This window comes from Neorhizobium sp. 05N33, assembly GCF_056397445.1.
In genome coordinates, this window is record NZ_JBFTNK010000017.1 from 78,031 (window position 1) to 102,534 (window position 24,504).

The window sequence follows — 24,504 nt, forward strand, 5'->3', positions numbered from 1 at the left end:
CCTGCAATGACACCCCGCACGCGGCGAAGGAGCATCGGCAATGGCCTTCATCTAGGGCGTTCATCGGCAAGCGCCGAACACAGTTCGTTCAAGATTATTTTATTGACGTGCCGTGAACAAAAGCCCGCCGGTGAAAGCGGGCTCGATGCGTTCGGGGGAGGTCGAGGATCAGTCGGCGAGTTCAGCCGGGACCTTGCCACCGTTTTCGGCGAGTTTTTTCATCAGCGCCTTGTGGAGCCAGACGTTCATTGTCGCGGAGTCGTTGGTGTCGCCGGTATAGTGCAGCTCGGCGGCCAGTTCCTTGCGGGCGGTGAGGCTGGAGTCCAGATCGAGGGCCTTCATCAGGTCGACGATCGACTTGCGCCAATCGAGCTTCTGGCCGCTCTTCTTGACGGCGGCGTCGAGTATGGGCGTGATGTCGACCGGAGCCGACGAGGAGGGGGCTGCGGGCGCTGCCGATGGGATCGGCGTCGGATTGGCCATCGGTGCAGCGGATGCGGAAACCGGAGCGGCGGGTTTCAGAGGTTCGGCGGGCGTGGCGGACTGCGCCGCTTCGGCATGACCGCCCCAAATCGCGTTCTTGATCTTGTCGAATATACCCATTTTAAAAGTCTCCCTGAGTTTATTTGTCAGGAGAACGTCGGGCGGTGACGCGAATTCTCAAGAGCCGGCCGCAGTTAAATCGATACCTGCGGCCGGAGGAGTGGATCAGGCCGTGCCCCAGATGGCTTCGGCGGTCTGGACGACGAGTTCCAGCTTGCGCTTCTGGTCGTCCTCGGTGATCGAATTGCCCTCCTCGGTCGAGGCGAAACCGCATTGCGGCGCAATGCCGAGCTGGTCGATGTCGACGAACTTGGAGGCTTCGTCGAAGTGGCGGCGCAGCGAGTCGAGCGTTTCCAGTTCACCGGTCTTGGTGGTGATGAAGCCAGGATAGACGCGCTGCTTGGAACCCTTCTGGAGCAGGCTCAGCGGCTGCAGGCCGCCGGCGCGCTCGGTGTCGTATTCCATGAAGAACATGTCGACGCCGGTCTTGTTGAAGATCGCGTCGGCCGCTGCATCGTAGCCGCCTTCGGCAGCCCAGGTGGAGCGGAAGTTGCCGCGGCACATATGCATGCCGATCAGCATGTCCTTCGGGCGATCCTTGATCGCTTCATGCATGGTCAATGCGTATTTCTCGATCAGCCAGTCCGGATCGTAGCCTTCCTCACGCTTCATGGCGCGCTGCTTCTCGTCGCCGAGATAGGCGAAGTAGATGTCGTCCATCTGCAGATAACGGCAGCCGGCGTCGTAGAACTTCTGCACGGCCTTGGCATAGGTGCGGGCGAGAGCTGCGAACAGCGCTTCCTGATCCTGGTATTCCGGATAGGTGACGTCAGCACGAGCGGTGCGGTAATGGGCGACGCTCGGGCCGGGGATGGAGATTTTCGGCGTCACCTTGGTGTTGGCGGCGAGGAACTTGAAGTGTTCCAGATGCGGGTGATCGTCCGGAAAGTCGAGCTTGCCGTTGATGGTCGGGAAGGTCGGCGGCAGTTTGACGCCGTGGAAGGTGACGCCCTTGTGGGCTTCGCGGGTGACGAACTCCATGCCGTCGAGCAGGCCGAGGAAGTCGTAGTGCCAGAAGTGGCGACGGGCTTCGCCGTCGGTCACGACCTTCAGGCCGACGCTTTCCTGCAGCTTGACGAGTTCCCGGATGCCTTCGTCTTCGACGGCCTTCAACTCGTCCGCGGAAATGCTCTTGTCTTCGTAGAACTTCTTGCGGGCGTCCTTGACGGACGCGGGACGCAGCAGCGAACCGACGTGGTCGGCTCTGTAGGGAGGTGTAGACATTTGAAATCTCCTTCATGCGCAACATGGTGATCGCGCCCATTGCTGGACAACCGGCTGTGAAGCCGGCCTTCGCCGCGGCGGACACGACCATATTTCAGACATTGATTCAACCTCTTCACGACCCGATTCCGTTCCCGCGCGCAAGCCTTTGACGCGGAATCTTTTTCGCTTAGAGGCCCAGTGCCGTCAGCATCACGAATGTCGCAAAGAGAACGAAGTGGGTCATGCCCTCGATGGCGTTCGTCTGCCCGTCGTTGAGGTTGATCGCGGCGGCGATCAGGGTGACGGTGACCATGACGGTCTGGACCGGCGTCATCGCCATGACGAACGGCTGGCCACTGTAGAGCGCGATGCTCTCCATGACAGGCACGGTGAGGATGACGGTCGACAGCGACGCGCCCATGGCGATGTTGACGACCGACTGCATGCGGTTGCGCAGTGCCGCGCGCAGTGCGGTCAGAATTTCGGGCGCTGCGGAAATCGCCGCAACCACGACAGCCATCAATGTCAGCGGCGCGCCGCTGCCCTCCAGCCCGGCATTCATGAGCGTAGACATGAATTCGGCAAGGAAGCCGATGATCAGGACGCCGACAAGAATGACGCCGATGGAGATCGCCGCGGATTCGTGCTCGGTTTCCGCCCGCGGCGTCCGGGTGCTGGTTGCCGGCTTCGCAGCGCGCGGATAGGTGTAGCTGAAGAAATAGCTGTGCGGCCCGACCTGCATCTTCAGGAAGACCGCATAGAGTGCGATCATCGCGCAGATCGTGAAGGCGGAATAATAGTGCCAGCGGTCGCCGGGGATGAATTCCGGGACGATCATGGAAATGCCCATGGCCGTCAGGATCATCACGCTGTAGGTGCGGCTGGAATCGTCGTTATAGGGCTGCTCGCCATGGCGCAGGCCGCCGAGCAGGGCGGCGAGGCCAAGGATGCCGTTGATGTCCAGCATGACGGCCGCATAGATCGTGTCGCGCACCAGGGTAGGGGAACTGGTGTTTCCCATCATGATGGCGAGGATCAGCACCTCGACCGCCACCGCCGACAGCGTCAGGATCATCGTGCCATAGGGATCGCCGACCTTGTGGGCGAGTATTTCGGCATGGTGGGCGACACGGGTGGAGGCGAGGATGATGATGCCGATCAGGACGGCTGCGGTGATCAACGACGCCGTTTTGCCGGCCTCGAGCACGGAATGCTCAATGGAATAAGCGACGAAACCAGCCGCCAGCGCGACGATGAGAAACCTTTCCTGCTTCAGCAGGGACAACAAACCCACATTCCGCTCCTGACCTTGGCCGATGACAATCTAATGCGGCAACCTGCGGCATCAAGCACGGTTCCGCTTTCGCCTCGAAGATTTGCGGTCGGCGGTCTTTGATGCCATAATTTATGACGTGATTTGCGATGTGGCTTGGAACTTCGTGGCACCTTTTCAATTTTTCACGCCGATGCCGCGACAGGACAAGGATCCGAATGGATCAAGGCAGCCATGAAAGACAGGAGGGAGTATGACCAAGGTTACCTATAAAGTCGTGCCGCATGATGGCGGCTGGGCCTATCGGCAAGGCGACGTCTATTCGGAAACCTTTCCTAGCCATTCAGACGCTTTGCAGGCGGCCCGCATCGTAGCGGCCGAACAGCAGGTCGGCGGAGAGCCGGAAGAAATCAGCTGGCAGGACGAAAAGGGCATCTGGCACACCGAATATAGCGAGGGTGGCGACCGGCCCGAGGCCGAGGTCATGGATGGCGACGAGGCGCCGACCACCCACTGAAAACGTCAGCCGCGGACATAGTCCAGCAAGCCTTTGGTCAGCGCGTCGAAGGTGACGCGCCAGCGGGGCGACGATTTCAGGTTTTCGTGCATGGCGACCCAGGTATCGAGCGGCAGTTCGAAGATGCCGGGCAACACCCGGATCAGATCCGGGTCACGCCGGGCGATGCCGACCTGACAGATGCCGATGCCGACACCGCCGCGGATCGCCGCCAGTTGCGCGAGATTGTTGTCCGCCCGGTAGCTCCAGCGGATATTCTCGATATCGGGAAAGGCCGGAGAGGTCATGCGGATACGGTCCGCAGCGGCGCGAACGAAGGCGGTGCGGCGATCGAAGCCGATCAGTCGGTGGGTGGCCAGGTCTTCGGTGCTTTGCGGAACCCCGTGTCGATCCATATAACGCCGATGGGCATAAAGCCCGAGCGGGATTTCGCCGATATGGCGGGTGACAAGGGCATCCTGGGCCGGGCTGGTCATACGCACGGCAATATCAGACTCGCGCCTTAAAAGGTCCTCCAGCTCGTCCGACAATGACAGTTCCAGCTCCAGCCCGGGATATTCGTCCTGAAGTGCGGCCAGGATCGGCGGCAGCACTTCTACGCCAATCACCTCGCTGGCGCTGATCCTCACCGTTCCCTTGACGGTGCCGATCTCGCCCGAGGCCAGCCGCTGCATGGCGGCGGCCGTGATGGCAAGGTTTTCCGCATAGGGTTTCATCGCCAGCGCCGGCTCGGTCGGCAGCAGGCCTTGCTGCGACCGGGTGAAGAGCTGGAAGCCCACAGCCTCTTCCAACGCATCGATGTGGCGGCCGACGGTCGGCTGGGTCAGACCGAGTTCGCGCGCGGCGGCAGACAGCGAGCCGAGCCGCAGGACAGCGAGGAAGGTGCGGTAGAAGTCCCAGCTGATGTTATTCATTTTTGTATGGATGCCAAAGAAATTCTGTCAATTCCGTATATGGGCGAATGGCGCGATAGTCCAGCCGACGAAACGCATGCAGCTGGAAGGATTGCCGCCATGTCGGAACAATCGAACTCAAACCCCGTAAGGCCTATCGCCCTCGTTCTCGGCGCCACCGGCGGGATTGGCGGCCATATGGCGCGCGGCCTTGCCGCACGTGGCTGGACCGTCCGCGCCCTCAACCGCAAGGCCGGGGGAGCGGCGAAGCGCGAACCTCGCTTTCACTGGCTCCAGGGCGACGCGATGAATGCCGCCGATGTCCGCCGCGCCGCCCAGGATGCCAAGCTGATCGTCCACGCGGTCAATCCGCCCGGCTACAAGGATTGGGAAAAGCTGGTCCTGCCGATGCTAGACAACACGATCGCAGCGGCCCGCGCCGTCGGCGCCCGCATCCTGCTGCCCGGCACGGTCTATAATTACGGGCAGGATGCCTTTCCTGAGATCACCGAGGAGAGCCCGCAGAACCCGGTAACGCGCAAGGGCGCGATCCGGGTCGAGCTGGAACGCCGGCTGGAGGTTGCGTCGAGCGAGGGTGTGCCGGTGCTGATCGTGCGGGCTGGTGATTATTTCGGCCCCGGTGCAGCAAACAGCTGGTTCGCCCAAGGCCTGGTGAAACCCGGCAAGCCGGTGACCTCGGTCAGCCGGCCGAATGCCCAGGGCATCGGGCATCAATGGGCCTATTTGCCGGATGTCGCCGAAACCATGCTGCGGCTGATCGACCGGGAGGGTGAACTACCGCGTTTCGCGCGTTTCCAGATGCGCGGCTTCTGGGACCGGGATGGGCGCGAGATGATCGCGGCGATCGGCCGGGTCGTCGGGCATCCGATTAAGGTGAGGGCGTTCCCGTGGTGGTTGTTGAAGCTCGGCTCGCCCTTCGTGCCGATCTTCCGCGAGCTGGGCGAGATGCGCTACCTCTGGAAGGTGCCGGTGCGGATGAGCAATGACAAACTGCGGGCTTTCCTCGGCGAGGAGCCTTCGACGCCGATCGATGAAGCAGTTCGGACGACGCTTGTCGATCTCGGCTGTATCGAGTCCAAGCCGACCAAGGCTGCAAAGCCGGTGGCGCTTTTAGCCTGAGCGGTATTCTCAAAAGGAAAGGCGCCGCTTTTGGGCGGCGCCTTCTCAGTCAGATCACGCGACGGCTTCGAGCACCGGATAGTCGGTATAGCCCTTGGCGCCGCCACCATAGAAGGTGGACTTGTCGGCCTCGTTGAGCGGCGCATTGTCCTTGAAGCGCTGCACGAGGTCCGGGTTGGCGAGGAAGAGCTTGCCGAAGGCGACGGCGTCCGCATAACCGCTTTCGACGGCCTTGGAGGCGCTTTCGCCGTCATAACCGTTGTTGACCAGCCAGCCGCCCTTGCCGCCGGCCTTGCGGTAGATATCCTTGAGTTCCTGGTAATCGAAGGGCTTGTCGCCCTGGAAGAATGCGCGGTCGCCGCCGGTCGCGCCTTCGATCAGGTGGATGAAGGAGAGGCCGCGCGGACCGAGCTGCTCGACGACATAGTTGAAGACGGCCTGCGGATCAGGATCGCTGACGCCATTGGCCGGTGTCACCGGCGACAGGCGGATGCCGACGCGGCCGGCGCCGATTTCCTTGGTCACCGCATCGACGACTTCGAGCAGGAACCGTGCCCGGTTCTCGATCGAGCCGCCATATTCGTCGGTGCGCTGGTTGGCGCCCGACTTCAGGAACTGGTCGATCAGGTAGCCGTTGGCGCCATGCAATTCAACGCCGTCGAAGCCGGCGTCGATCGCGGCGCGGGCGCCCTTGGCGAAATCAGCGACGATGCCGGCGATTTCCGCATGTTCCAGCGCGCGGGGAGCGGAGGTATCGACAAAGGCGCCGTTGCCATCCGGATTGATGATGTAGGTCTTGCCGCCGGCGGGAATAGCCGAGGGGGCAACGGGAGCGCCGCCGTTCGGCTGCAGGGAGGTGTGCGAGACACGGCCGACATGCCAGATCTGGGTGACGATCTTGCCGCCCCTGCGGTGGACGGCATCGGTCACCTTCTTCCAGCCTTCGATCGCCTGCGGCAGATAAAGGCCCGGCACGTCCGCATAACCCTGGCCCTGCTGGCTGACCGGAGTGCCTTCGGTGACGATCAGGCCCGCGCTGGCGCGTTGTTCGTAATAGGTGACGTTGAGGTTGTTGGGGATCGCTTTCGGCGAACGGTTGCGCGTCAGGGGAGCCATGACGACGCGATTGGCGAGTTCGATATCGCCGAACCTGGTCGGATCAAAAATGCTTGTCATCGGAAATTCCTTATGCGGTTGGGAGGAGGGGCGGAGGGATCAGAGGGTCGATCTGAGATCGTCGAGGAAGGCCGCGATGGTTTTTTCGTCGCGGTGGTAGAATGCCCATTGGCCGACCCGGTCGATTTTCACCAGGCGAGCTTTCTCGAGCGTCGAAAGATGCGCCGAGACCGTAGATTGGGAGAGGCCGCAGCGTTTTTCGAACTGGCTGGCGCAGATGCCCATTTCGAGCGGATGCGCCTGATCGCAAAAATGACGTTCCGGCTCCTTCATCCATTCCAGGAATTCGACCCGGGTCGGATGCGCCAGCGCTTTCAGAATTTCCGTCTTGTCCATCGTCAGGATCCAACATCGGAGTTTTCCGATATATAGATCGTCTTGAGCCGATTTAAAGGAAGCGATTTGCGGAGAAGCGAAGGATTGTAAAAAAAATGGGCCGCCGGATCGCTCCGAGGCCCAATAATTGTGAAGGTCAAAACCTCCAGAGGGGAACAGCCAGCACAAACAACCAGGAGGTCGTCATAGCGCGCCGGCTCAACTCAATATGGGGAGCCGAGTTTCGCTCGACAAGGGTGCGGATGGGATATTGAACAGAAGTTTTTGGCAAGGATGGTTATGAGTAACCAGCGGGATGAGCCAATTCAGGATTTTTGGCAAAAAAAGAGGGCCACTGGATCGCTCCAGGGCCCTATAAGTGTGAAGGTCAAAAAAAACCTCCAGAGGGGAACAGCTGCTGCGGCGGAACTGGGAGGAAAAGCCGCCATATGCATCAGCTATGTGCGATATGGTGGTTTTTTGTGCAGTGAACAATAGTCTTTTGTGCAGGCCAGCCATGCGCAAGCTGCAATGCTTTTATTTCACGCGCTCAATGGTTACATATCAGGCGGCCGCAGAAGCGGGAAACTCTCTGGATTTTCAGGGATTTTTTCGCCGAACGCAGCTCACGCGCGAGCCTCAGAAATTCCAGTTGCGAGCCTTGCCAACCACGAAGTCGCGGAAGACTTTCAGCTTCGCGGCGTTCTTCATTTCATCCGGATAGCAGAAATAGGTATCGAAGGACGGGATGTCGGCATTGATCGCCAGCTGAATAAGGCCCGGGTCGCGGCCGACGATATAATCCGGCAGGCAGGCGATTCCTATCCCCAGCAGGCAGGCGCGCTTGATCGACGTCTGACTGTTGATCTGCAGGTGCGGGGTGCGGGTATTGTCCGACGACCGGCCGGCATATTCCAGCCAGTTGACGTCGAGCAGGTAGTTCGGCGCCGGTTCCCCGAAGGTGATGATGCGATGGTGGTCGAGATCCTCGACGGATTGCGGCTCGCCATAACGGTTGATGTAGGAGGGCGCTGCATAGACGTGCATGTGCACGGTGAAGAGCTTTCGCTGGATCAGGTCGGACTGCACCGGCTGGCGAAGCCTAATGGCGCAGTCCGCATGGCGCATGTTGACGTCGACTTCCTCGTTGTCGAGGATCAGCTGGATCGACATTTCCGGATAGAGCTGCAGGAATTCCTGCACCTTGTCGGTGAGCCAGCCCTGGCCGAGACCGACGGTCGTTGTCACGCGCAGCTTGCCGGACGGCTTTTCCGTCGTCTCGGTGAGCTGCATCTTCACCGTTTCGAGCTTCAGCAGCACATCGTGGGCGGTGCGGTAGAGCAGTTCGCCCTGCTCGGTGAGAATCAGGCCGCGCGCATGGCGGTGGAAGAGCTTTACGCCGACATCCTGTTCCAGCGCACTGACCTGGCGGCTGATTGCCGACTGGGAAAGATGCAGCTTGTCGGCCGCATGGGTGAAGGACCCTGCCTCCGCCGCCGCGTGGAAAATGCGCAGTTTATCCCAGTCGAGCGGCACACCCATCGTTCAACGTCACTCCGCGGCTATGGCGACCGGCTGGATGCCGGAGAGGTAGCGTTCGGCCTCGAGCGCTGCCATGCAGCCCATGCCGGCGGCGGTGATCGCCTGACGGAAAGTGTCGTCCGTCACGTCGCCGGCGGCAAATACGCCGGGCACGTCGGTGGCGGTCGAATCGGGAGCCGTCCAGAGATAGCCGTTCGGCTTCATCTTCAATTTGCCCTTGAAGAGTTCGGTCGCCGGCGCATGGCCGATCGCCACGAAGACGCCGTGGATCGGGAAGTCCGTGACGGCACCCGTCTGGGTATTGCGCAGCTTGACGCCCTCGACGGAGGGCGGCATCGGCGCCTTGGCTGGCTTGCCGGTGATTTCGGCGATTTCGGTGTTCCACAGCACGTTGACATTGGCCCGCTGGGACAGGCGTTCGGTCAGAATCTTTTCCGAACGGAAACTGTCGCGGCGATGCACCACGGTCACCGACTTGGCGATATTCGACAGGTAAAGCGCTTCCTCGACGGCGGAATTGCCGCCGCCGACCACGATCACATCCTTGTTGCGATAGAAGAAGCCGTCGCAGGTGGCGCAAGCGGAGACGCCGAAACCCTGGAACTGCTGTTCGGTTTCAATGCCGAGCCATTTTGCCTTGGCGCCGGTCGAGATGATGATCGTCTCGGCGGTCCAGACCTGGCCGGAATCGGTGCGCACCGTGAATGGGCGATGGTTGAGCTCGACTTCGGTGACGAGGTCGTTGACGATCTCGGCGCCCACATGGGTCGCCTGCTTCAGCATCTGCTCCATCAGCCAGGGACCTTGGATCGGATCGCCGAAACCGGGATAGTTTTCGACATCCGTGGTGATCATCAGCTGGCCGCCCTGTTCCATGCCGGCGATCAGAACCGGTTTCAGCATGGCGCGCGCTGCATAGATGGCGGCCGTATAGCCAGCCGGGCCGGAGCCGATGATCAGGACCTCGGTATGACGGGAGGACATGGATTATTTCCTTTCAAAGACCGGTCGACGTTTCTTTGCCCCTCATATAGGTGGTCGATGTCCGGTCTGCCGCTGTAGAAGCGCCATGTAAGATCGATCCATGCAGCAATGCAAGGGCAGCCTTGCACTAACAACAGATCAGTTGGCATGGAACACGAATGCCAGGCGCCTCGAGACATATTCTTGCGTAAAATTCGTCTTGCGATAAAAGCACTGCAGAACGAAGGGGACTTCTGTGCTTCGCGCCGATCTTGATGCCATCGACATAAAAATCCTGCGGGAATTGCAACGCGACGGGCGTATGACCAATGTCGAGCTCGCCGAGCGCGTCGGCATTTCCGCGCCGCCCTGCCTGCGCCGCGTGCGCAAGCTCGAGGAAGCGGGTATCATCGAAGGCTATCACGCGCTTCTCAACGCCCCGAAACTCGGCGTCGATCTCGTCGCCTTCTGCATGGTCGGGCTGAAACGGCAGTCGGACGCGGACTTGAAGGCCTTCGCCGCGAAGGTGCAGCAATGGCCGATGGTGCGCGAGGCCTGGATGGTCAATGGCGACAGCGATTTTCTGCTGCGCTGCGCGGCCCAGAACCTCACCGTCTTCCAGGACTTCGTCATCGAGGTACTGACCGCCGACCAGCATGTCGACACGGTGCGCACCATGCTGACCATTCGGCAGGTGAAGCATCTGGGCCTGGTCGAGATCTGAAGCGCACCGGCACGGCGAATCGCTTCGTCACTTGCTCCCGGCTGGCCGAAACCGCTTTTTGTGGATGAAGGCAATCAGCTTGTCTTCCATCAAGCGCCGCTGCTTGGCAAACGCGTAGAACCATTTCCGCTTGTTGGTTTTCCTGGCGCGCCCTGAGCTTGCCAGGATTTCGCTTGCGGCATCCGTGGTGGTGACGGGCGAGGGCCAGAAGGAATAACCGTGGCCGGTGCGGGTCAGCCAGTGGCGGAAATAATTGTCAACTGGGGCGAACATCTTGCCATGTTCCTCGATGAAGAGCCGGGCGCCTTCGCGCGACCAGACGATTGCACTCGTCGTCATCGGGAAGTAATGCGCCGCCACCAGTTCGCAGTCGTGGCCGCCGATGCCGTAGCGGGAAAGGGGAGTGGCGATCTTCAGCTTGTTGTTGCCGATATTGATCAGCCGCCAGTCGGGATCGACCTTTTCAAGATCCGGCAGGGCCGCTTCGAGCAGTTCGACTGGGTTGCACAGCGGCAGCGCATCGTCTTCCAGCACCAGCGCATAACGGGCGTCCGATTTCAGGAAATGTTCGGCAACCTTCAGGTGGCTGCGGTAGCAGCCGATCTCGCCGCCGACGAGGGTGCGGCCCATATAGCTCTCAGCGCGTTCCGCGTCATAATCCGGGATCGTCGCCAGATCGAACTTGCGGCCGTCGACGGCGGAGATCCGTTCGAAGGCGATGCCGAAGGTTGAAAGACGGTCGCTGATGGTCTGCAGGCGGTCATTGCTGCCATCCAGATTGATGACATAGGTCTCAAGCGATTGCATTTTTCCCTTTTCCGCCAAGGAGGCGCAGCGGCTTTTGGGTCCGCCACTTCCGCTTCCGTCGCCGGTAGACTTGTGATGATGTAACGATGTGGTCGAAACTGCTCAGACGTTGCTATATCGCGGCCGTATCGTTTTTGGAACAGCGGCGCGTTTATGCCTGATAACATCGTCGACTTGCGGGCTGAAGTCCTTCGGCAGCGCATACGCAGCAGGCCCAACATTTCAGGGACAACCATTCGCCTACCCCTTGCGCAGGTTTTTCAACCGTAACATATAGGCGGCGCTGCCTATAGATGCTGGTTTCCGGTACAAAGCGGCGGAAAACGGACAGGCGAGGCGACATCGATGCGGGTTCACCAGTATATTTTCGGCAAGGACGGCGGGGCGGAGAAGTTCTTCGTGCATCTGGTCGGCGCGCTTGCGCGGCGTGGCGTAGAGCAGACGGCCGTAATGCGCTGGAACCGCCGCTGGAAGCCAGATGTCGAGGCCCACGCCCGCGTTATCGAAAGCAATTTCCGCAATCTTTCCATTGATCGTATCCTTCTGCCGATGAAGGTGCTCTCCATGGCAAAGCGCGACAAGGCCGACGCAATCATTTCCTGGTCCACCCGCGGCGCCCGGCTGATGCCGGACTATAAGGGCGGTATCAAGCTCTCCCGTCTTGGCGACTATCCCACCCACCTCGGCTATTTCAAGAATTCCGACATTCTCGTCTGCAACACGCCGGGCATTGCCGACCATGTGCGCAATAATCTCGGCTGGACCCGCGGCGTCGAGGTGATCTCGAACTTCACGGACACGTCGGTCGTGGCGCCGATCGCGAGGTCGGTTGCCGATACGCCGGACGGTGTGCCGCTGATCATGACGATGGGCCGTTTCGTCAAACGCAAGCGGTTCCACCTGCTGATCGAGGCAATGACGGCGGTGCCGGGCGCCTATCTGTGGATCGCCGGCGACGGCGAGGAGCGGGAAGCTCTGGAAGCGGTCATGCGCGAGCACAAGATGGAGAACCGGGTGCGGTTCCTCGGCTGGCACAAGGATACGCGGCCGTATCTGGCCGCCGCCGACATCTTTATCATGCCCTCCAGCCATGAGCCGCTCGGCAATGTCATTTTCGAGGCATGGGCGCAGAGCAAGCCGGTGATTTCGTCGCGCTCGGAAGGTCCGTCCTGGTTCGTGCGCGATGGTGAAAACGGCCTGCTCGTCGATATCGATGACGTGGCCGGGTATTCGCGCGCCATCAACCAGGTGATCGCCGACCCGCAGTTGGCCGCGAGCCTTGGCGAACAGGGCAGGGCGACGCTGGTCGGGCAGTTTTCGGAAGAGGCTGTGGCGAACGCCTATATCGAGCTTTTCAAGCGGAAGCCGTGATCCGGTAGATATTGCCGAGCAGCTTTGCTTCGCCTTCGATGCTGAAATTTTCAAGCGCGTGGGCGCGGGAGCGGATCGAGGCAGCCTTGCGGCGGTGCTCGTCATCCATGAGGGCGGCGGTCGCTTCGGCCATCGCATCGACGCTGTCGCGGGCGATGATCAGGCCGGTTTCTTCCTCGCCGGTCACCAGCAGTTCCGGGAATGCACCGACATCGGTGGCGATTACCGGGACCGCGGTCGCCATGGCTTCCAGTGGCGTCAGCCCGAAACCTTCCCAGCGCTGCGGCGCGATGAAGAGGTCGAGGGCGCGATACCATTCGTTGATATCGCTATGCTCGCCGACAAACAGGATGCGGTCGGCAAGGCCGGCGGCGGCGACCTTCTTCTTCAACCCATCCTCGAAATCCATATGCGGGCCGGTGGCGCGGCCGGCGACGATCGCCGACCAGTCCTTGCGCTCGGCAAGCACTTTGATCATCGAATCGACGAAAAGATCGGTGCCCTTCTGGCGGCGCACGCGGCCGAAACAGCCGACAATCTTCTGTGCGGGATCGAGACCGCGGGCGCGCTTGGCCTCGGCCTTGTCCGATGGTGGTGAGAAGCGGTTGGTGTCGATGCCGTGCAGCACGACGGTGTTCCTGACCGTCAGATAATCGGCCGTCTTGCCGCTGGTGGCGATCACGCCGTCCATTTTCGAGACCAGCCATTTCGTCCAGCCGGTATGGCGGCGCTGCGAGGCTGAGGTGAAGACGATCTTCATCGGCATGCGCAACACGTCACGCATGAAAATTGCCGGCAGCATCTCGATATTACGGCGTGCATGCCAGATTCGGCACCGCCTGCCGCGCGGCGGCGACCAGAGGCGGAAGAGGTCGCGGTAGCGGATATGCGGCAGATCAGCGGGCAGGCCGGGGCCAAGCGCTGCGACCTTCTGGCCAAGCGATCTCTGGACGGGGACGAGCTGAATGATCGTCGACGTGACGCCGGAGAGGCGCCGCTTGAAATTCGGCGCGATGACTTCGACGTCACGGATATCGATGATGGCGGGATCGCCGTTTTTGCCCACGGGCGTATCAGCCCCAGGAAATGGCGAGGATGGCGTAGGCCTTGGAGCCGCCGGGAGCGACCACTTCGATGGAATCACCCTTTTCCTTGCCGATCAGCGCGCGCGCAATCGGCGAAGAGATGGAGATGCGGCCGGCCTTCACGTCGGCTTCCTGGTCGCCGACGATCTGGTAGATCTTTTCCTCGTCGGTGTCCTCGTCGACCAGCTTGACGGTGGCGCCGAACTTGATCTTCGAACCGGACATTTTCGACAGGTCGATGACTTCCGCACGCGCGGTCAGGTCTTCAAGCTCGGTGACGCGGCCTTCGTTATGGCTCTGGGCCTCCTTGGCGGCATGGTATTCTGCATTTTCCGAAAGGTCGCCATGGGCGCGCGCTTCCGCGATTGCCTCGATGATACGGGGGCGCTCCTCCTGCTGACGCCAGCGCAGCTCCTCCTGCAGCTTGGAAAAGCCACTCTGCGTCATCGGTACCTTTTCAACCATTTCCTTGTCCTTCAGGCGTATGCCCGCGGATGCCGCGGACACAAAAAGAAACAGGTTCCGGAGCGAAACTTCGGAACCATCGTAAAATCAGAATGTAGGTCACTATAACAGGATTTCGACAGCGAGCGCTAGGAATTTCGAAACCTTGTCCGTGTGCCCCTACGTCGGCATGTGGGTACAAGCGGCACCATTTGTCAATGACTTGACGGGCGAAAAAGGAACATTTGGCGAACGTTCCAATGAAGAAGTCGCCGAAAGAACGAAGGTCTTTTCCTTTCCTCTGGCATCATCCGCTCTTCCGACCACACGATGGAGGAGATGGTTCGGATCTTCGTTACGGTGCATCCGTCCTATCTGCTGCACATTCCCGACGAGGGCAGGAAGGCGGAGGAGCTTGCCCGATTCAGGCAGGACATGAGCCGGATCAAGCGCTTGGCGGCGTGAACGGAGAGACTGATTCAGGCGGGAATTCTGTGCAATCGAGGCTTGGACCCGTGCGGGTGTTTTTGGAAACATTAAATTAAAGGTTGTGTCTTTCGTGGATGTTGTTCTAACTTAACTGCGATGTGAGGGGTGGTTCCGGGGGCGACAATGACCAGCACATATATAATTTCTGCGAGAAAGCGTGAGGGCACCAACTTCACCGAAGAGCCAGGGCCGATAAGGTTTCTCAAGGTTCCGAGCGGCGTCAATCATTACGATGCCAGTCATGTCATTTCCAGCAGCAAGGATTGGGTCTCCGAAGTACAGGGGCTTGCGGATGGAGACGAGAATCCAAATTCGATTGGCCCGAGTGGCGACGTGCTCATATTCATTCATGGCTATAACAACGCCATTCCCAATGTGATCGAGCGTGTCAGGCAGCTAAAGGAAGATATGAAGGCTGAAGGTTGGCACGGTGAAATCGTCGCGTTCGACTGGCCTAGCGACAATCAGACACTGAACTATCTTGAGGACCGATGGGATGGTGCGGCCGTCGCTGCCGAGCTTGTCACCAAGGGCATCCTTTTGCTCAGCCAGGCACAGAAGGCCGGCTGTCAGACTAACGTGCACCTGATAGCCCATTCCGCAGGGTGCTATGTCACCCTTGAGGCTTTTGCGCAGGCCGAGAAGAAAGGTGAGCTCTTCAAGAGCGATTGGCGCATGGGTCAGGTAGCTTTTATCGCGGGTGACGTCTCCAGCGATAGTCTTGCTCTGTCAAGCGATTGGAGCCAGCCCATGTTTAGGCGGATCATGCGCTTTACTAATTATTCCAATCCGTTTGATTCAGTGCTCGCTGTCTCCAATGCGAAGAGGCTCGGCGTTGCTCCGCGCGCGGGGCGTGTTGGCTTGCCGGCCGTCGTCAATTCGAAAGCGGTGGACGTCGATTGTGGTGATTATTTCGAGGGTGTCGATCCGAAGTCGCAGCCGAGTCTCGGCTCCTGGACGCATTCCTGGCATATTGGCAATCGGCTGTTTGCCCGAGACCTCTCCATGACACTAGAAGGTGCAATTGACCGCCAGGCCATTCCAACCCGGAAAATGAAAAATGGCCGCTTGACCCTTCAAGAGGGAACACGGCCAAAGTTCCAGGGCGACTGGCATATCAAGGACGATGCGAAGACGGCGTCCGCTCGCATCGCCTGATATGGCTCAGAAATAGCTCTGCAGCGGCCGGACTTCCAGATTGCCGGCTTTCAGCGCCTTGATCGCGAGTGCCGCGGCTTCGGCGCCGGCCATGGTGGTGTAGTAAGGCACCTTCTGCATCAGCGTCGCGCGGCGCAGCGATTTGGAATCGGAGATCGCCTTGTTGCCGTCCGTGGTGTTGATGACGAGCTGGACCTGGCGGTTGCGGATCGCATCCTCGATGTGCGGGCGGCCTTCCAGCACCTTGTTGATGCGGGTGGAGGCAATGCCCTGTTCGGCAAGGAAGCGGGCGGTGCCGCCGGTTGCAAGCACCTTGAAGCCGATGTCGGTCAGGATGCGGATCGCCGGGAGCACGCGGATCTTGTCCTCGTCGCGAACCGAGACGAACACCGTGCCGTCGCGCGGCAGTTCGACGCTGGCGCCGAGCTGCGACTTGGCGAAGGCCAGTGCGAAATCCGTGTCGAGGCCGATGACCTCGCCGGTCGAGCGCATTTCCGGGCCAAGCAGCGTGTCGACGCCGGGGAAGCGGGCGAACGGGAAGACTGCTTCCTTGACGGCGATATGCTTCAGCGCGCGCGGATCCGGCTTGGTACCGTAGGCAGCAAAGGTCGCGTCGAGCTTTTCGCCGGCCATGACGCGGGCAGCGATCTTGGCGATCGGCGCGCCGATGGTCTTGGCCACGAACGGCACCGTGCGCGAGGCGCGGGGGTTGACTTCGAGAACGTAGACCGTGCCGTCCTTGATGGCGAACTGGACGTTCATCAGGCCGACGACATGCAGCGCCTTGGCCATGGCTTTCGCCTGGCGTTCCAGTTCGTCGATCATCTCGTTGGAAAGCGTACGCGGCGGCAGCGAGCAGGCGCTGTCACCCGAATGGATGCCGGCTTCCTCGATATGCTCCATGATGCCGGCGACATAAACGTCGGTGCCGTCACAGACACAATCGACGTCGACTTCGATGGCGTTGCTCAGATAGCTGTCGAACAGAAGCGGGTTCTTGCCGAGCAGGGTGTTGATCTGGCCGGTCTTGTCGTTCGGATAACGCTGCTTGATGTCTTCCGGTACCAGGCCCGGTACGGTGTCGAGCAGGTAGGTCTGCAGCATCGATTCCGAATGGATGATCTGCATGGCGCGGCCGCCGAGAACGTAGGACGGGCGCACGACCAGCGGGAAGCCGATTTCAGAGGCGACCAGGCGGGCCTGTTCGACGGAATAGGCGATGCCGTTGTTCGGCTGGTTCAAATCGAGCTTCATCAGAAGCTTCTGGAAACGGTCGCGGTCTTCGGCAAGGTCGATCATGTCGGGCGCGGTGCCGAGGATCGGGATGCCGTTCTTTTCGAGCGCCTCGGCAAGCTTCAGCGGCGTCTGGCCGCCGAACTGGACGATGACGCCGACCACTTCGCCCTTTTCCTGCTCGGCGCGCAGGATTTCGATCACGTCTTCGGCCGTCAGCGGCTCGAAATAGAGGCGGTCGGACGTGTCGTAGTCGGTCGACACGGTTTCCGGGTTGCAGTTGATCATGATCGCTTCGTAGCCCGCATCCTTCAGCGCGAAGGCGGCGTGGCAGCAGCAATAATCGAACTCGATGCCCTGGCCGATGCGGTTCGGACCACCGCCGAGGATGACGACCTTCTTGGCAGTCGACACTTCTGCTTCCGAGCGCAGCTCGCCGACGAAAGGCGTTTCATAGGTCGAGTACATGTAGGCGGTCGGCGAGGCGAATTCGGCAGCGCAGGTGTCGATGCGCTTGAAGACGGGGCGGACATTCAGGCTGTTGCGCAGTTCCGCCACTTCCTTCGGCCGCTTTTTGGTAAGGCTTGCGAGGCGAGCATCGGAGAAGCCCATGGCCTTCAGCATGCGCAGGTTCTCGGCATCGTCCGGCAGGCCGTGCTCGCGGACGCGGGCTTCCATGTCGGTGATGCCCTTGAGCTGGGCGATGAACCACGGGTCGATCTTGCAGGCCTCATGGACTTCGCCTTCGGTGAGGCCAAGGCGTAGCGCCTGGGCAACCATGCGCAGCCGATCCGGGGTCGGCGTGCCGATTGCGGCGCGAATGGCGTTCCTGGAGTTCTCACCGTCCTCGAAGCCGGGAATTTCGATCTCGTCGAGGCCGGTCAGGCCGGTTTCAAGGCCGCGCAGCGCCTTCTGCAGCGATTCGGCGAATGTGCGGCCGATCGCCATGACTTCGCCGACCGACTTCATCGCAGTCGTCAGGACCGGCGAGGCGCCCGGGAATTTTTCGAAGGCAAAACGGGGGATTTTCGTGACCACGTAGTCGATCGACGGTTCGAAGGAGGCAGGGGTGGCGCCGCCGGTGATGTCGTTGTCGAGTTCGTCGAGCGTGTAGCCGATCGCGAGCTTGGCGGCGACCTTGGCGATCGGGAAGCCGGTGGCCTTCGACGCGAGCGCCGAAGAGCGCGAGACGCGTGGGTTCATTTCAATGACGACGAGGCGGCCGTCCTTGGGGTTGACGGCGAACTGCACGTTCGAGCCGCCGGTCTCGACGCCGATCTCGCGCAGGACCGCGATCGAGGCGTTGCGCATCATCTGGTATTCCTTGTCGGTCAGCGTCAGCGCCGGCGCGACGGTGATCGAATCGCCCGTGTGGACGCCCATCGGGTCGATGTTCTCGATCGAGCAGATGATGATGCAGTTGTCCGCCTTGTCGCGGATCACCTCCATCTCGTATTCCTTCCAGCCGAGCACCGACTCCTCGATCAGCACTTCGGTGGTCGGCGAGGCATCGAGGCCACCGCCGACGATCTCGAAAAATTCCGAGCGGTTATAAGCGATGCCGCCGCCGGTGCCGCCCATGGTGAAGGAGGGACGGATGATGGCGGGCAAGCCGACCACGTCGATCGCCTGGGCGGCGATCGCCATGGCGTGGCTGATATAACGCTGCTTGCGGTCGGTCTCGCCGAGGTTCCACTGGTTTTCGAGCTCGTCGAGTGCCGTGTCGAGTTCGGCACCCGTCAGGCTTTCCTTGACCCGATTGCGCTCGATCTCATGGGTCTTGCGGTCGGCATCCTTGATGTCGGTGGCATTGGCCAGCATCGACTTCGGGGTTTCGAGCCCGATGCGGGACATGGCTTCCCGGAAGAGGGCACGGTCCTCGGCCATGTCGATGGCGGCCGGCTTGGCGCCGATCATCTCGACATTGTAGCGGTCGAGCACGCCCATCCGCTTCAGGGAGAGCGCGGTATTCAGCGCGGTCTGGCCGCCCATGGTCGGCAGCAGCGCATCCGGCCGCTCCTTGGCGATGATCTTGGCGACGACTTCGGGGGTGATCGGCTCGACATAGGTGGCATCCGCCAGTCCCGGGTCGGTCATGATCGTCGCCGGGTTGGAATTGACCAGGATGACCCGGTAACCTTCTTCCTTCAGCGCCTTGCAGGCCTGGGTGCCGGAATAGTCGAACTCGCATGCCTGGCCGATGACGATCGGACCCGCGCCGATGATGAGGATCGATTTCAAATCTTGGCGCTTGGGCATGGCGTATCTTTCCGCTTTTTGCCTGCGCAGAAAACCGGCACGGCGTGGAATACCACCGGTCGGGTCGCGCGAGCATGTCTTTTCAGGCTAGACGCGGCTTATAGGCAAATGTTCTAGCGAACGGAACCCCATAAATCGCCGAATTTACAGAAATCCAGGTCCGGTCTTGAGGTGTTCAGATAGCGAAACCTTAATCAGATTTGCATAGTGTCAAGAAATCGGGGGCCTCCTATCGAGACGTGAACAGATGCAGCAGCGCGTGGCATGCACAGAGCAGGCGGTGCGATTTTTGATATGTGTCGCCCGCGAATGCCGGGTTCGCCAGCGCAAGGATGCGCTGCTTTACGCACTTATCGGCTTCTATTCGCTCGGAGGCCTGATATTCCTCGGCCTTACCAGCACGACGGAGATGATTTCCTATCAATTTTACTTCGATAAATGGCCAGCAGTGTTTGCTGTTTTTCTGCCGCTGATGGCGGTCATTATCGATCTGTCCATGCTGATACTGCGTTTCGACAGGCGGCGGCCGCTTGCCTATCGCCGCGTTTTTTCCGCCCGGCGTGTCGCCTCTCTGGTCTCCGGCGTGCTGTTGATGATGGGCCTGATGGTTTTCCAGGGCACGTTCACCTCGATCAAAAACGCCTTGCCGACGCTGGAAGGTGGTTTCCGTTACGACAAGATACAGGCGGATATCGACGCCTGGATATATTTCGGCTTGGATCCATGGCGGCTGCTGCATGCGGTGGCCGGTTACGACGTGGTTCTTGCCATCGTCGAATTCAATTACAGCGTGGCGTGGTTCATCATCTGCTTCGGCGCGCTCTTCTTCGTCCTGACGTCACCAGCCGCCGATGGTATTCGCCAACGTTACATGCTGCTTTTTCTGTTTGTCTGGGTCATATGCGGCAATGTGCTTGCGGGTATGTTCCTGTCGGCTGGTCCGGCCTTTTACGGTGCCGTGACCGGCGACCACGCCCGGTTTGCTGCGCTGACGGCGTTTCTTGCTTTGAGCCAGTGGGCGAATTCCGCGGCGCATTACCAGTCCTATCTCTGGAGCCTCTACGAACAGGGCACCCCTGGTTTGGCAAGCGGTATTTCCGCCTTTCCGAGCGTCCATGTCGGCCTGATCACCCTCAATGCCTACTTTATGGCCGAACGTTCCCGCAGCCTCGGCATCCTAGGCTTTACCTATGTAGGCTTTGTCCAACTGAGCTCCGTCTATCTCGGCTGGCACTATGCCATCGACGGATATGTCTCGTTCATGATCGTGACGCTGGCCTATTTCTTCGCATCGGTGTTCTGGCGAGCGCCTTTCGTGTTCATCCGGCGTTCGGACGCAGCCGCAGCGTCATAGCCAACGGGTGGTAATCTAGTCGAACCGCGACCGCACCGCGTCCATATAGGTGCGGCTCACGGGGATTTCCGTGCCGTCCTTCATGATCAGCACGAGCTTGCCGCCGTCGCGTTTCAATGTCTCGACATGGGCATCCGCCACCCAGTGCGAGCGGTGCACCTGCAGGCCAGGCGTGACCCCAAGTTCCTTCAGGGCGTCGGCAAAACGCAGCAGGATCAGTTCGTGGCCGCGGCTGGTGACCACGTCGGTATAATGGTCTTCGACGGAAAGTCGCAGGAGCGCGCCGCGGTTCTGGGGTTTCAAGCGAGCGAGGATTTCAGGTTCCGATGCGGAGGAGGCCGCCGGCGCCGGTACAAGCGTGGGCGGGGCGGAAGCTTCGGCGATCTGCCGGTGCATCGCCGTATAGGTCAGAAGACAGAAGAGGGCGCAGAGCGGCAGCGCGAACAGCGCCCGGTGCAAACCATCACTCATCCCGGTCCAGTGGCCGAAGAAGGCGAAATCGATGGCGCCGAGTGCAAAGCCGATCGGCAGGGCTGCAACCAGCGAACCGATCATCATGCGGGCGAGCGCATGGTTGACGCGGTTGCGCAACAGGATTTCCGCGATGATCGACAGACAGATGGCGATCGTCCAGGTGACGGCATGGACGATCAGCCAGTAACCGAGCCGGACGCCGAGCGTCATCCGCTCCAGCGTGCCGTAGGGGCCGGTGACGACAAATATCAGGATGACGAGCGTAAAGGTCGTCCAGAAGCGCCAGGAGCGGGTGAAGATCTGCAATTCACGAAGCGTGGAGCTCAAAAACGGGTGATTCACGAAGTTTGTCCGTCGTTTGCGCCATTCCGATTGAGGGCAAGCCAGTCATGGCGGAAACAGGCGATCAATTCAATCGCCTCCCGTTCTCGCTGATTTCGACAGGGACTTCCCATGAACCTTCAACCGCTTCTTGACGCCCCGCTTGCCGTGCAGGTCCATGTCGCGGCCGTTCTGCCGGCATCGGTGCTCGGCGCCTATATCCTTCTCAATCGCAAAGGCACACCGGTCCACCGCCTGCTCGGCAAGATCTGGATGGCGCTGATGGTCATCACCTCGCTCTCCAGCTTCTTCATCCACCAGATCAACCTCGTCTACGGCTTCAGCCCGATCCATCTCCTGTCAGTCTTCGTGCTGGTCGGGGCGTGGCGGTCGATCAGCGCGGCACGCGCTCATAATATAAGAGCGCACAAGGCGACCGTTATCGGCATGTATTTCGGCGGCATCATCATCGCCGGCCTGTTCACGCTGATCCCGGGCCGGATCATGAACACCGTGGTGTTTTCCGGCGGACCGAGCTGGATTTTGCTTCTGACGCTCATCGCGATCGCCGGGACGCTCCTTCTTCAGCAGAGGCTGGCGTCGCGGCGAATTTAGGAGCTTGTATCAAGAATTTCCTCGAAGCGTACCGTTCGGCGCCTTCCTGTCATGGACAGGCCCGGCTTGCGGGATTAGAGCTGCAACCAAGACACTTGCAGCAACGGCCATCCGCGATGACGACCGCTTGCGCGGAGGAAATTCAATGGCCGATGCAACATCCAAACCCATTTCCGCAACTGCCGCCGAAGTGACGATCCTGCCGATCATCCTGGCGGTCAGCTTCTGCCATATGATCAACGACATCATGCAATCGATGATCTCAGCGATCTATCCGATGCTGAAGACGGATTATGCCCTCGATTTCTGGCAGATCGGCATATTGACGCTCGCCTTCCAGTGCACGGCCTCGCTGCTACAGCCGGTGATAGGCATCATCACCGACAAGAAGCCGTTCCCCTATTCGCTGCCGGTCGGCATGGGTTCGACCTTCATCGGCCTGTTCATGCTGGCGAACGCGCATTCCTATGGGGTGCTGGTGATCTCCGCCTCGCTGATCGGCATCGGCTCGGCCGTCTTCCATCCGGAATCCTCGCGTGTGGCGCGGCTCGCTTCCGGCGGTCGTTACGGCATGGCGCAGTCGGTCTTCCAGGTCGGCGGCAATTTCGGCCAGTCGATCGGCCCGCTGCTCGCAGCCTTCATCATCGTCCCGAACGGTCAGGGTAGCGTTGCCTGGTTCTCGGGAATCGCGCTGCTCGGCATTGTCGTCCTGTCGTGGGTGGCGCGCTGGTACAAGGCGCATATGCTCGCCAACCATGGCCGCAAGCGGGTGCTGAAGGCCCACAACCTTTCAAAGCGGACGGTGACCATCTCGCTCATCGTGCTGACCATCCTGACCTTCTCCAAGAACGCATACATGGCGTCGATCAGCAGTTATTATACATTCTTCGTCATCGAGCGCTTTCAGGTGACGGTGCAGCAGTCGCAGATCATGCTGTTCATCTTCCTCGGCGCCGTCGCGCTCGGCACTGTCATCGGCGGGCTGGTCGGCGACAAGTTCGGCTCCAAGGTGGTGATCTGGTTCTCGATCCTCGGCGTGCTGCCGTTCACGCTCGCTATGCCGTTTGCCAACCTGCCGGTGACGATCGCGCTTTCGGCGATCATCGGTTTCATCATGGCCTCGTCCTTCCCGGCGATCGTGGTGATGGCGCAGGAACTGGTGCCGGGCCGGGTGGGGATGATCGCCGGCATCTTTTTCGGGATCGCCTTCGGGATCGGCGGCATCGCCGCGGCGGTGCTCGGCATCTTTGCCGACCGTTACGGCATCACCTTCGTCTACAATGTCTGCGCTTTCCTGCCGGTATTCGGATTGCTGACGGTTTTCCTGCCGGGCAAAAAGGCTCTGCGGGTCGCCTGAAGACGAATCTTCGGCTATGTGATGCGGGGACGGATCGCTTTTGCGGCCGCCAGCGTTATATCGGCCAGGATTCGGTCGAACAGGAGAGCACGACATGGAATGGAGAGGGCGCCGGCAATCGGACAATGTCGAGGACCAGCGCGGCGCTTCCATGGACGGCAGTCCGCTGGGTCGCGGCGGCCTGCGCATCCCGATCGGTGGCGGTGGCCGCCGTGGCGGAGGGCTCGGCATCGGCGGGATCATCGTCATCCTGATCATCTGCTGGATTACCGGCATCAACCCGCTCTCGCTGCTGTCAGGCGAGCTCGGCATGGACGGTTCGGGTTTCGAACAGCAGCAGACGACCGGCAACCGCACGCCGGCCAATGACGACACGACAGCGTTCGTGCGCACCGTGCTGGCGGAGACGGAAGATACCTGGAACGGCATTTTCCAGGCCAACGGTCAGCAGTATCAGGAGCCGACATTGGTGCTGTTTTCCGGCAAGGTGAACTCCGCCTGCGGATTTGCGTCTTCCGCAACGGGACCCTTCTATTGCCCCGGCGACCATAAGCTTTATCTCGACACCAATTTCTTCAAGGAGCTCGAACAGCGCTTCGATGCTGCCGGCGATTTTGCCGAAGCCTATGTGATTGCCCACGAGGTCGGCCATCACGTACAGAACCTTCTCGGCATCCTGCCGAAATTCAACCAGGCCCGCCAGCGGATGAGCGAGGCCGATGCCAACCGCATGTCGGTGCGCGTCGAGCTGCAGGCCGACTGCTTTGCCGGCGTCTGGGGCAAGTTCACCCAGCAGAAGGGCATTCTCGATACCGGCGACCTCGAAGAGGCGCTGAACGCCGCCCAGCAGATCGGCGACGACACGTTGCAGAAGCGCAGCCAGGGCTATGTCGTGCCGGAAAGTTTCAACCACGGCACTTCGGCGCAGCGCGCGCGCTGGTTCAAGCGCGGGTTCGACACGGGCGACATGAAGGCCTGCGATACGTTCTCGGGGAATGTTTAGCTTCCAGACCCGTAGCAGAGGGCGGAGCCAGATCGCCCCCCTTGTAACTTCCCTTTATCCGCTTTTGGCGATTTACTGCCAGATGCGGTGGCGGATGGGAGACCGAACCTCCCTTGGGACACCAAGCCCGTGGCAGAGCCTGGGTCTTCATCCGCCGTTCCATCGAACCCGAACAGTCGCCA

23 protein-coding genes are annotated in these 24,504 nt (G+C 60.6%); 10 read left to right on the top strand and 13 right to left on the bottom strand.

Annotated elements, in window-relative coordinates:
- Nucleotides 1-168: 168 nt before the first annotated feature.
- From AC1DLT_RS27235 to AC1DLT_RS27245, 3 genes are all read right to left on the bottom strand, one after another.
- Nucleotides 169-603 carry a DUF3597 domain-containing protein gene (locus AC1DLT_RS27235; protein WP_038544173.1) on the bottom strand — a complete coding sequence of 145 codons (435 nt, stop codon included), beginning with the start codon at nt 601-603 and terminating at the stop codon, nt 169-171.
- Nucleotides 604-708: 105 nt separating this feature from the next.
- Complete coding sequence (locus AC1DLT_RS27240; RefSeq protein WP_247036399.1) at nt 709-1,827, bottom strand: 5-methyltetrahydropteroyltriglutamate--homocysteine S-methyltransferase; 1,119 nt, start codon at nt 1,825-1,827, stop codon at nt 709-711.
- Nucleotides 1,828-1,996: 169 nt separating this feature from the next.
- Nucleotides 1,997-3,103, bottom strand: a complete 1,107-nt coding sequence (locus tag AC1DLT_RS27245) for a calcium:cation antiporter (RefSeq protein WP_038544169.1) — start codon at nt 3,101-3,103, stop codon at nt 1,997-1,999.
- A gap of 232 nt (nt 3,104-3,335) precedes the next feature.
- On the opposite strand from AC1DLT_RS27245, the gene AC1DLT_RS27250 reads away from it, so the two are divergent.
- Nucleotides 3,336-3,599 (top strand): DUF2188 domain-containing protein, encoded by a 264-nt coding sequence (locus AC1DLT_RS27250; protein WP_038544166.1) that lies wholly within the window; start codon nt 3,336-3,338, stop codon nt 3,597-3,599.
- A 5-nt stretch (nt 3,600-3,604) separates the two neighbouring features.
- On the opposite strand, the gene AC1DLT_RS27255 is transcribed toward AC1DLT_RS27250, so the two are convergent.
- On the bottom strand, nt 3,605-4,513 hold the full coding sequence (locus AC1DLT_RS27255; RefSeq protein ID WP_477488811.1) for a LysR family transcriptional regulator: 909 nt from the start codon (nt 4,511-4,513) through the stop codon (nt 3,605-3,607).
- A 99-nt stretch (nt 4,514-4,612) separates the two neighbouring features.
- On the opposite strand from AC1DLT_RS27255, the gene AC1DLT_RS27260 reads away from it, so the two are divergent.
- Nucleotides 4,613-5,632, top strand: coding sequence for an SDR family oxidoreductase (locus AC1DLT_RS27260; RefSeq protein WP_477488812.1), 1,020 nt, complete (start codon nt 4,613-4,615; stop codon nt 5,630-5,632).
- Nucleotides 5,633-5,686: 54 nt separating this feature from the next.
- On the opposite strand, the gene AC1DLT_RS27265 is transcribed toward AC1DLT_RS27260, so the two are convergent.
- From AC1DLT_RS27265 to trxB, 4 genes are all read right to left on the bottom strand, one after another.
- Complete coding sequence (locus AC1DLT_RS27265; RefSeq protein WP_477488813.1) at nt 5,687-6,808, bottom strand: alkene reductase; 1,122 nt, start codon at nt 6,806-6,808, stop codon at nt 5,687-5,689.
- 39 nt (nt 6,809-6,847) lie between these two features.
- Complete coding sequence (locus tag AC1DLT_RS27270; protein ID WP_038588257.1) at nt 6,848-7,144, bottom strand: ArsR/SmtB family transcription factor; 297 nt, start codon at nt 7,142-7,144, stop codon at nt 6,848-6,850.
- 618 nt (nt 7,145-7,762) lie between these two features.
- On the bottom strand, nt 7,763-8,659 hold the full coding sequence (locus AC1DLT_RS27275; RefSeq protein ID WP_038549439.1) for a LysR family transcriptional regulator VtlR: 897 nt from the start codon (nt 8,657-8,659) through the stop codon (nt 7,763-7,765).
- 15 nt (nt 8,660-8,674) lie between these two features.
- Nucleotides 8,675-9,649 carry a thioredoxin-disulfide reductase gene (gene trxB / locus AC1DLT_RS27280; RefSeq protein WP_247137114.1) on the bottom strand — a complete coding sequence of 325 codons (975 nt, stop codon included), beginning with the start codon at nt 9,647-9,649 and terminating at the stop codon, nt 8,675-8,677.
- A gap of 235 nt (nt 9,650-9,884) precedes the next feature.
- Between trxB and AC1DLT_RS27285 the strand changes: the two genes are divergently transcribed.
- Entirely contained in the window at nt 9,885-10,352 is a 468-nt protein-coding gene (locus tag AC1DLT_RS27285) for an Lrp/AsnC family transcriptional regulator (protein WP_038544156.1), read from the top strand.
- A 27-nt stretch (nt 10,353-10,379) separates the two neighbouring features.
- On the opposite strand, the gene AC1DLT_RS27290 is transcribed toward AC1DLT_RS27285, so the two are convergent.
- On the bottom strand, nt 10,380-11,159 hold the full coding sequence (locus AC1DLT_RS27290) for a glycosyltransferase family 25 protein (protein WP_477488814.1): 780 nt from the start codon (nt 11,157-11,159) through the stop codon (nt 10,380-10,382).
- A 345-nt stretch (nt 11,160-11,504) separates the two neighbouring features.
- Here AC1DLT_RS27290 and AC1DLT_RS27295 point away from each other — a divergent pair, with 345 nt between their 5' ends.
- Nucleotides 11,505-12,530: a glycosyltransferase gene (locus tag AC1DLT_RS27295; RefSeq protein WP_477488815.1), complete on the top strand. Its 1,026-nt coding sequence runs from the start codon at nt 11,505-11,507 to the stop codon at nt 12,528-12,530.
- Here AC1DLT_RS27295 and AC1DLT_RS27300 read toward each other — a convergent pair.
- Together AC1DLT_RS27300 and greA are read right to left on the bottom strand one after the other, a co-directional pair.
- A complete protein-coding gene (locus AC1DLT_RS27300; protein WP_477488822.1) occupies nt 12,514-13,572 on the bottom strand; it encodes a glycosyltransferase family 4 protein in 1,059 nt (352 codons plus the stop codon). The two genes, AC1DLT_RS27295 and AC1DLT_RS27300, sit on opposite strands and share 17 nt — an antisense overlap.
- Before the next feature lie 31 nt (nt 13,573-13,603).
- Nucleotides 13,604-14,080, bottom strand: coding sequence for a transcription elongation factor GreA (gene greA, locus AC1DLT_RS27305; protein WP_038544152.1), 477 nt, complete (start codon nt 14,078-14,080; stop codon nt 13,604-13,606).
- Between the two features lie 318 nt (nt 14,081-14,398).
- Between greA and AC1DLT_RS27310 the strand changes: the two genes are divergently transcribed.
- Nucleotides 14,399-14,524 (top strand): hypothetical protein, encoded by a 126-nt coding sequence (locus AC1DLT_RS27310; protein WP_258718898.1) that lies wholly within the window; start codon nt 14,399-14,401, stop codon nt 14,522-14,524.
- Nucleotides 14,525-14,671: 147 nt separating this feature from the next.
- Complete coding sequence (locus tag AC1DLT_RS27315) at nt 14,672-15,706, top strand: alpha/beta hydrolase (RefSeq protein ID WP_247137117.1); 1,035 nt, start codon at nt 14,672-14,674, stop codon at nt 15,704-15,706.
- A 6-nt stretch (nt 15,707-15,712) separates the two neighbouring features.
- On the opposite strand, the gene carB is transcribed toward AC1DLT_RS27315, so the two are convergent.
- A complete protein-coding gene (carB, locus tag AC1DLT_RS27320) occupies nt 15,713-19,198 on the bottom strand; it encodes a carbamoyl-phosphate synthase large subunit (RefSeq protein ID WP_477488816.1) in 3,486 nt (1,161 codons plus the stop codon).
- A gap of 280 nt (nt 19,199-19,478) precedes the next feature.
- Here carB and AC1DLT_RS27325 point away from each other — a divergent pair, with 280 nt between their 5' ends.
- A complete protein-coding gene (locus tag AC1DLT_RS27325; protein WP_477488817.1) occupies nt 19,479-20,552 on the top strand; it encodes a phosphatase PAP2 family protein in 1,074 nt (357 codons plus the stop codon).
- Nucleotides 20,553-20,567: 15 nt separating this feature from the next.
- On the opposite strand, the gene AC1DLT_RS27330 is transcribed toward AC1DLT_RS27325, so the two are convergent.
- Nucleotides 20,568-21,368 (bottom strand): LytTR family DNA-binding domain-containing protein, encoded by an 801-nt coding sequence (locus AC1DLT_RS27330; protein ID WP_038544147.1) that lies wholly within the window; start codon nt 21,366-21,368, stop codon nt 20,568-20,570.
- 111 nt (nt 21,369-21,479) lie between these two features.
- On the opposite strand from AC1DLT_RS27330, the gene AC1DLT_RS27335 reads away from it, so the two are divergent.
- The 3 genes from AC1DLT_RS27335 (at nt 21,480) to ypfJ (ending at nt 24,322) form a co-directional block, all read left to right on the top strand.
- Complete coding sequence (locus AC1DLT_RS27335) at nt 21,480-21,962, top strand: DUF2306 domain-containing protein (RefSeq protein ID WP_477488818.1); 483 nt, start codon at nt 21,480-21,482, stop codon at nt 21,960-21,962.
- A 145-nt stretch (nt 21,963-22,107) separates the two neighbouring features.
- Nucleotides 22,108-23,319, top strand: a complete 1,212-nt coding sequence (locus tag AC1DLT_RS27340) for an MFS transporter (RefSeq protein WP_477488819.1) — start codon at nt 22,108-22,110, stop codon at nt 23,317-23,319.
- A gap of 94 nt (nt 23,320-23,413) precedes the next feature.
- Nucleotides 23,414-24,322, top strand: coding sequence for a KPN_02809 family neutral zinc metallopeptidase (gene ypfJ / locus AC1DLT_RS27345; RefSeq protein WP_151043290.1), 909 nt, complete (start codon nt 23,414-23,416; stop codon nt 24,320-24,322).
- The last annotated feature ends 182 nt before the right edge of the window (nt 24,323-24,504 follow it).

Excerpts from the sequence above, each read along its gene's own strand:
- AC1DLT_RS27235 (WP_038544173.1), bottom strand. The coding sequence starts at position 603 with ATGGGTATATTCGACAAGATCAAGAACGCGATTTGGGGCGGTCATGCC.
- AC1DLT_RS27240 (WP_247036399.1), bottom strand. The coding sequence starts at position 1,827 with ATGTCTACACCTCCCTACAGAGCCGACCACGTCGGTTCGCTGCTGCGT.
- AC1DLT_RS27250 (WP_038544166.1), top strand. The coding sequence starts at position 3,336 with ATGACCAAGGTTACCTATAAAGTCGTGCCGCATGATGGCGGCTGGGCC.
- AC1DLT_RS27255 (WP_477488811.1), bottom strand. The coding sequence starts at position 4,513 with ATGAATAACATCAGCTGGGACTTCTACCGCACCTTCCTCGCTGTCCTG.
- AC1DLT_RS27260 (WP_477488812.1), top strand. The coding sequence starts at position 4,613 with ATGTCGGAACAATCGAACTCAAACCCCGTAAGGCCTATCGCCCTCGTT.
- AC1DLT_RS27265 (WP_477488813.1), bottom strand. The coding sequence starts at position 6,808 with ATGACAAGCATTTTTGATCCGACCAGGTTCGGCGATATCGAACTCGCC.
- AC1DLT_RS27270 (WP_038588257.1), bottom strand. The coding sequence starts at position 7,144 with ATGGACAAGACGGAAATTCTGAAAGCGCTGGCGCATCCGACCCGGGTC.
- trxB (WP_247137114.1), bottom strand. The coding sequence starts at position 9,649 with ATGTCCTCCCGTCATACCGAGGTCCTGATCATCGGCTCCGGCCCGGCT.
- AC1DLT_RS27290 (WP_477488814.1), bottom strand. The coding sequence starts at position 11,159 with ATGCAATCGCTTGAGACCTATGTCATCAATCTGGATGGCAGCAATGAC.
- AC1DLT_RS27295 (WP_477488815.1), top strand. The coding sequence starts at position 11,505 with ATGCGGGTTCACCAGTATATTTTCGGCAAGGACGGCGGGGCGGAGAAG.
- greA (WP_038544152.1), bottom strand. The coding sequence starts at position 14,080 with ATGGTTGAAAAGGTACCGATGACGCAGAGTGGCTTTTCCAAGCTGCAG.
- AC1DLT_RS27310 (WP_258718898.1), top strand. The coding sequence starts at position 14,399 with ATGGTTCGGATCTTCGTTACGGTGCATCCGTCCTATCTGCTGCACATT.
- AC1DLT_RS27315 (WP_247137117.1), top strand. The coding sequence starts at position 14,672 with ATGACCAGCACATATATAATTTCTGCGAGAAAGCGTGAGGGCACCAAC.
- carB (WP_477488816.1), bottom strand. The coding sequence starts at position 19,198 with ATGCCCAAGCGCCAAGATTTGAAATCGATCCTCATCATCGGCGCGGGT.
- AC1DLT_RS27335 (WP_477488818.1), top strand. The coding sequence starts at position 21,480 with ATGAACCTTCAACCGCTTCTTGACGCCCCGCTTGCCGTGCAGGTCCAT.
- AC1DLT_RS27340 (WP_477488819.1), top strand. The coding sequence starts at position 22,108 with ATGGCCGATGCAACATCCAAACCCATTTCCGCAACTGCCGCCGAAGTG.
- ypfJ (WP_151043290.1), top strand. The coding sequence starts at position 23,414 with ATGGAATGGAGAGGGCGCCGGCAATCGGACAATGTCGAGGACCAGCGC.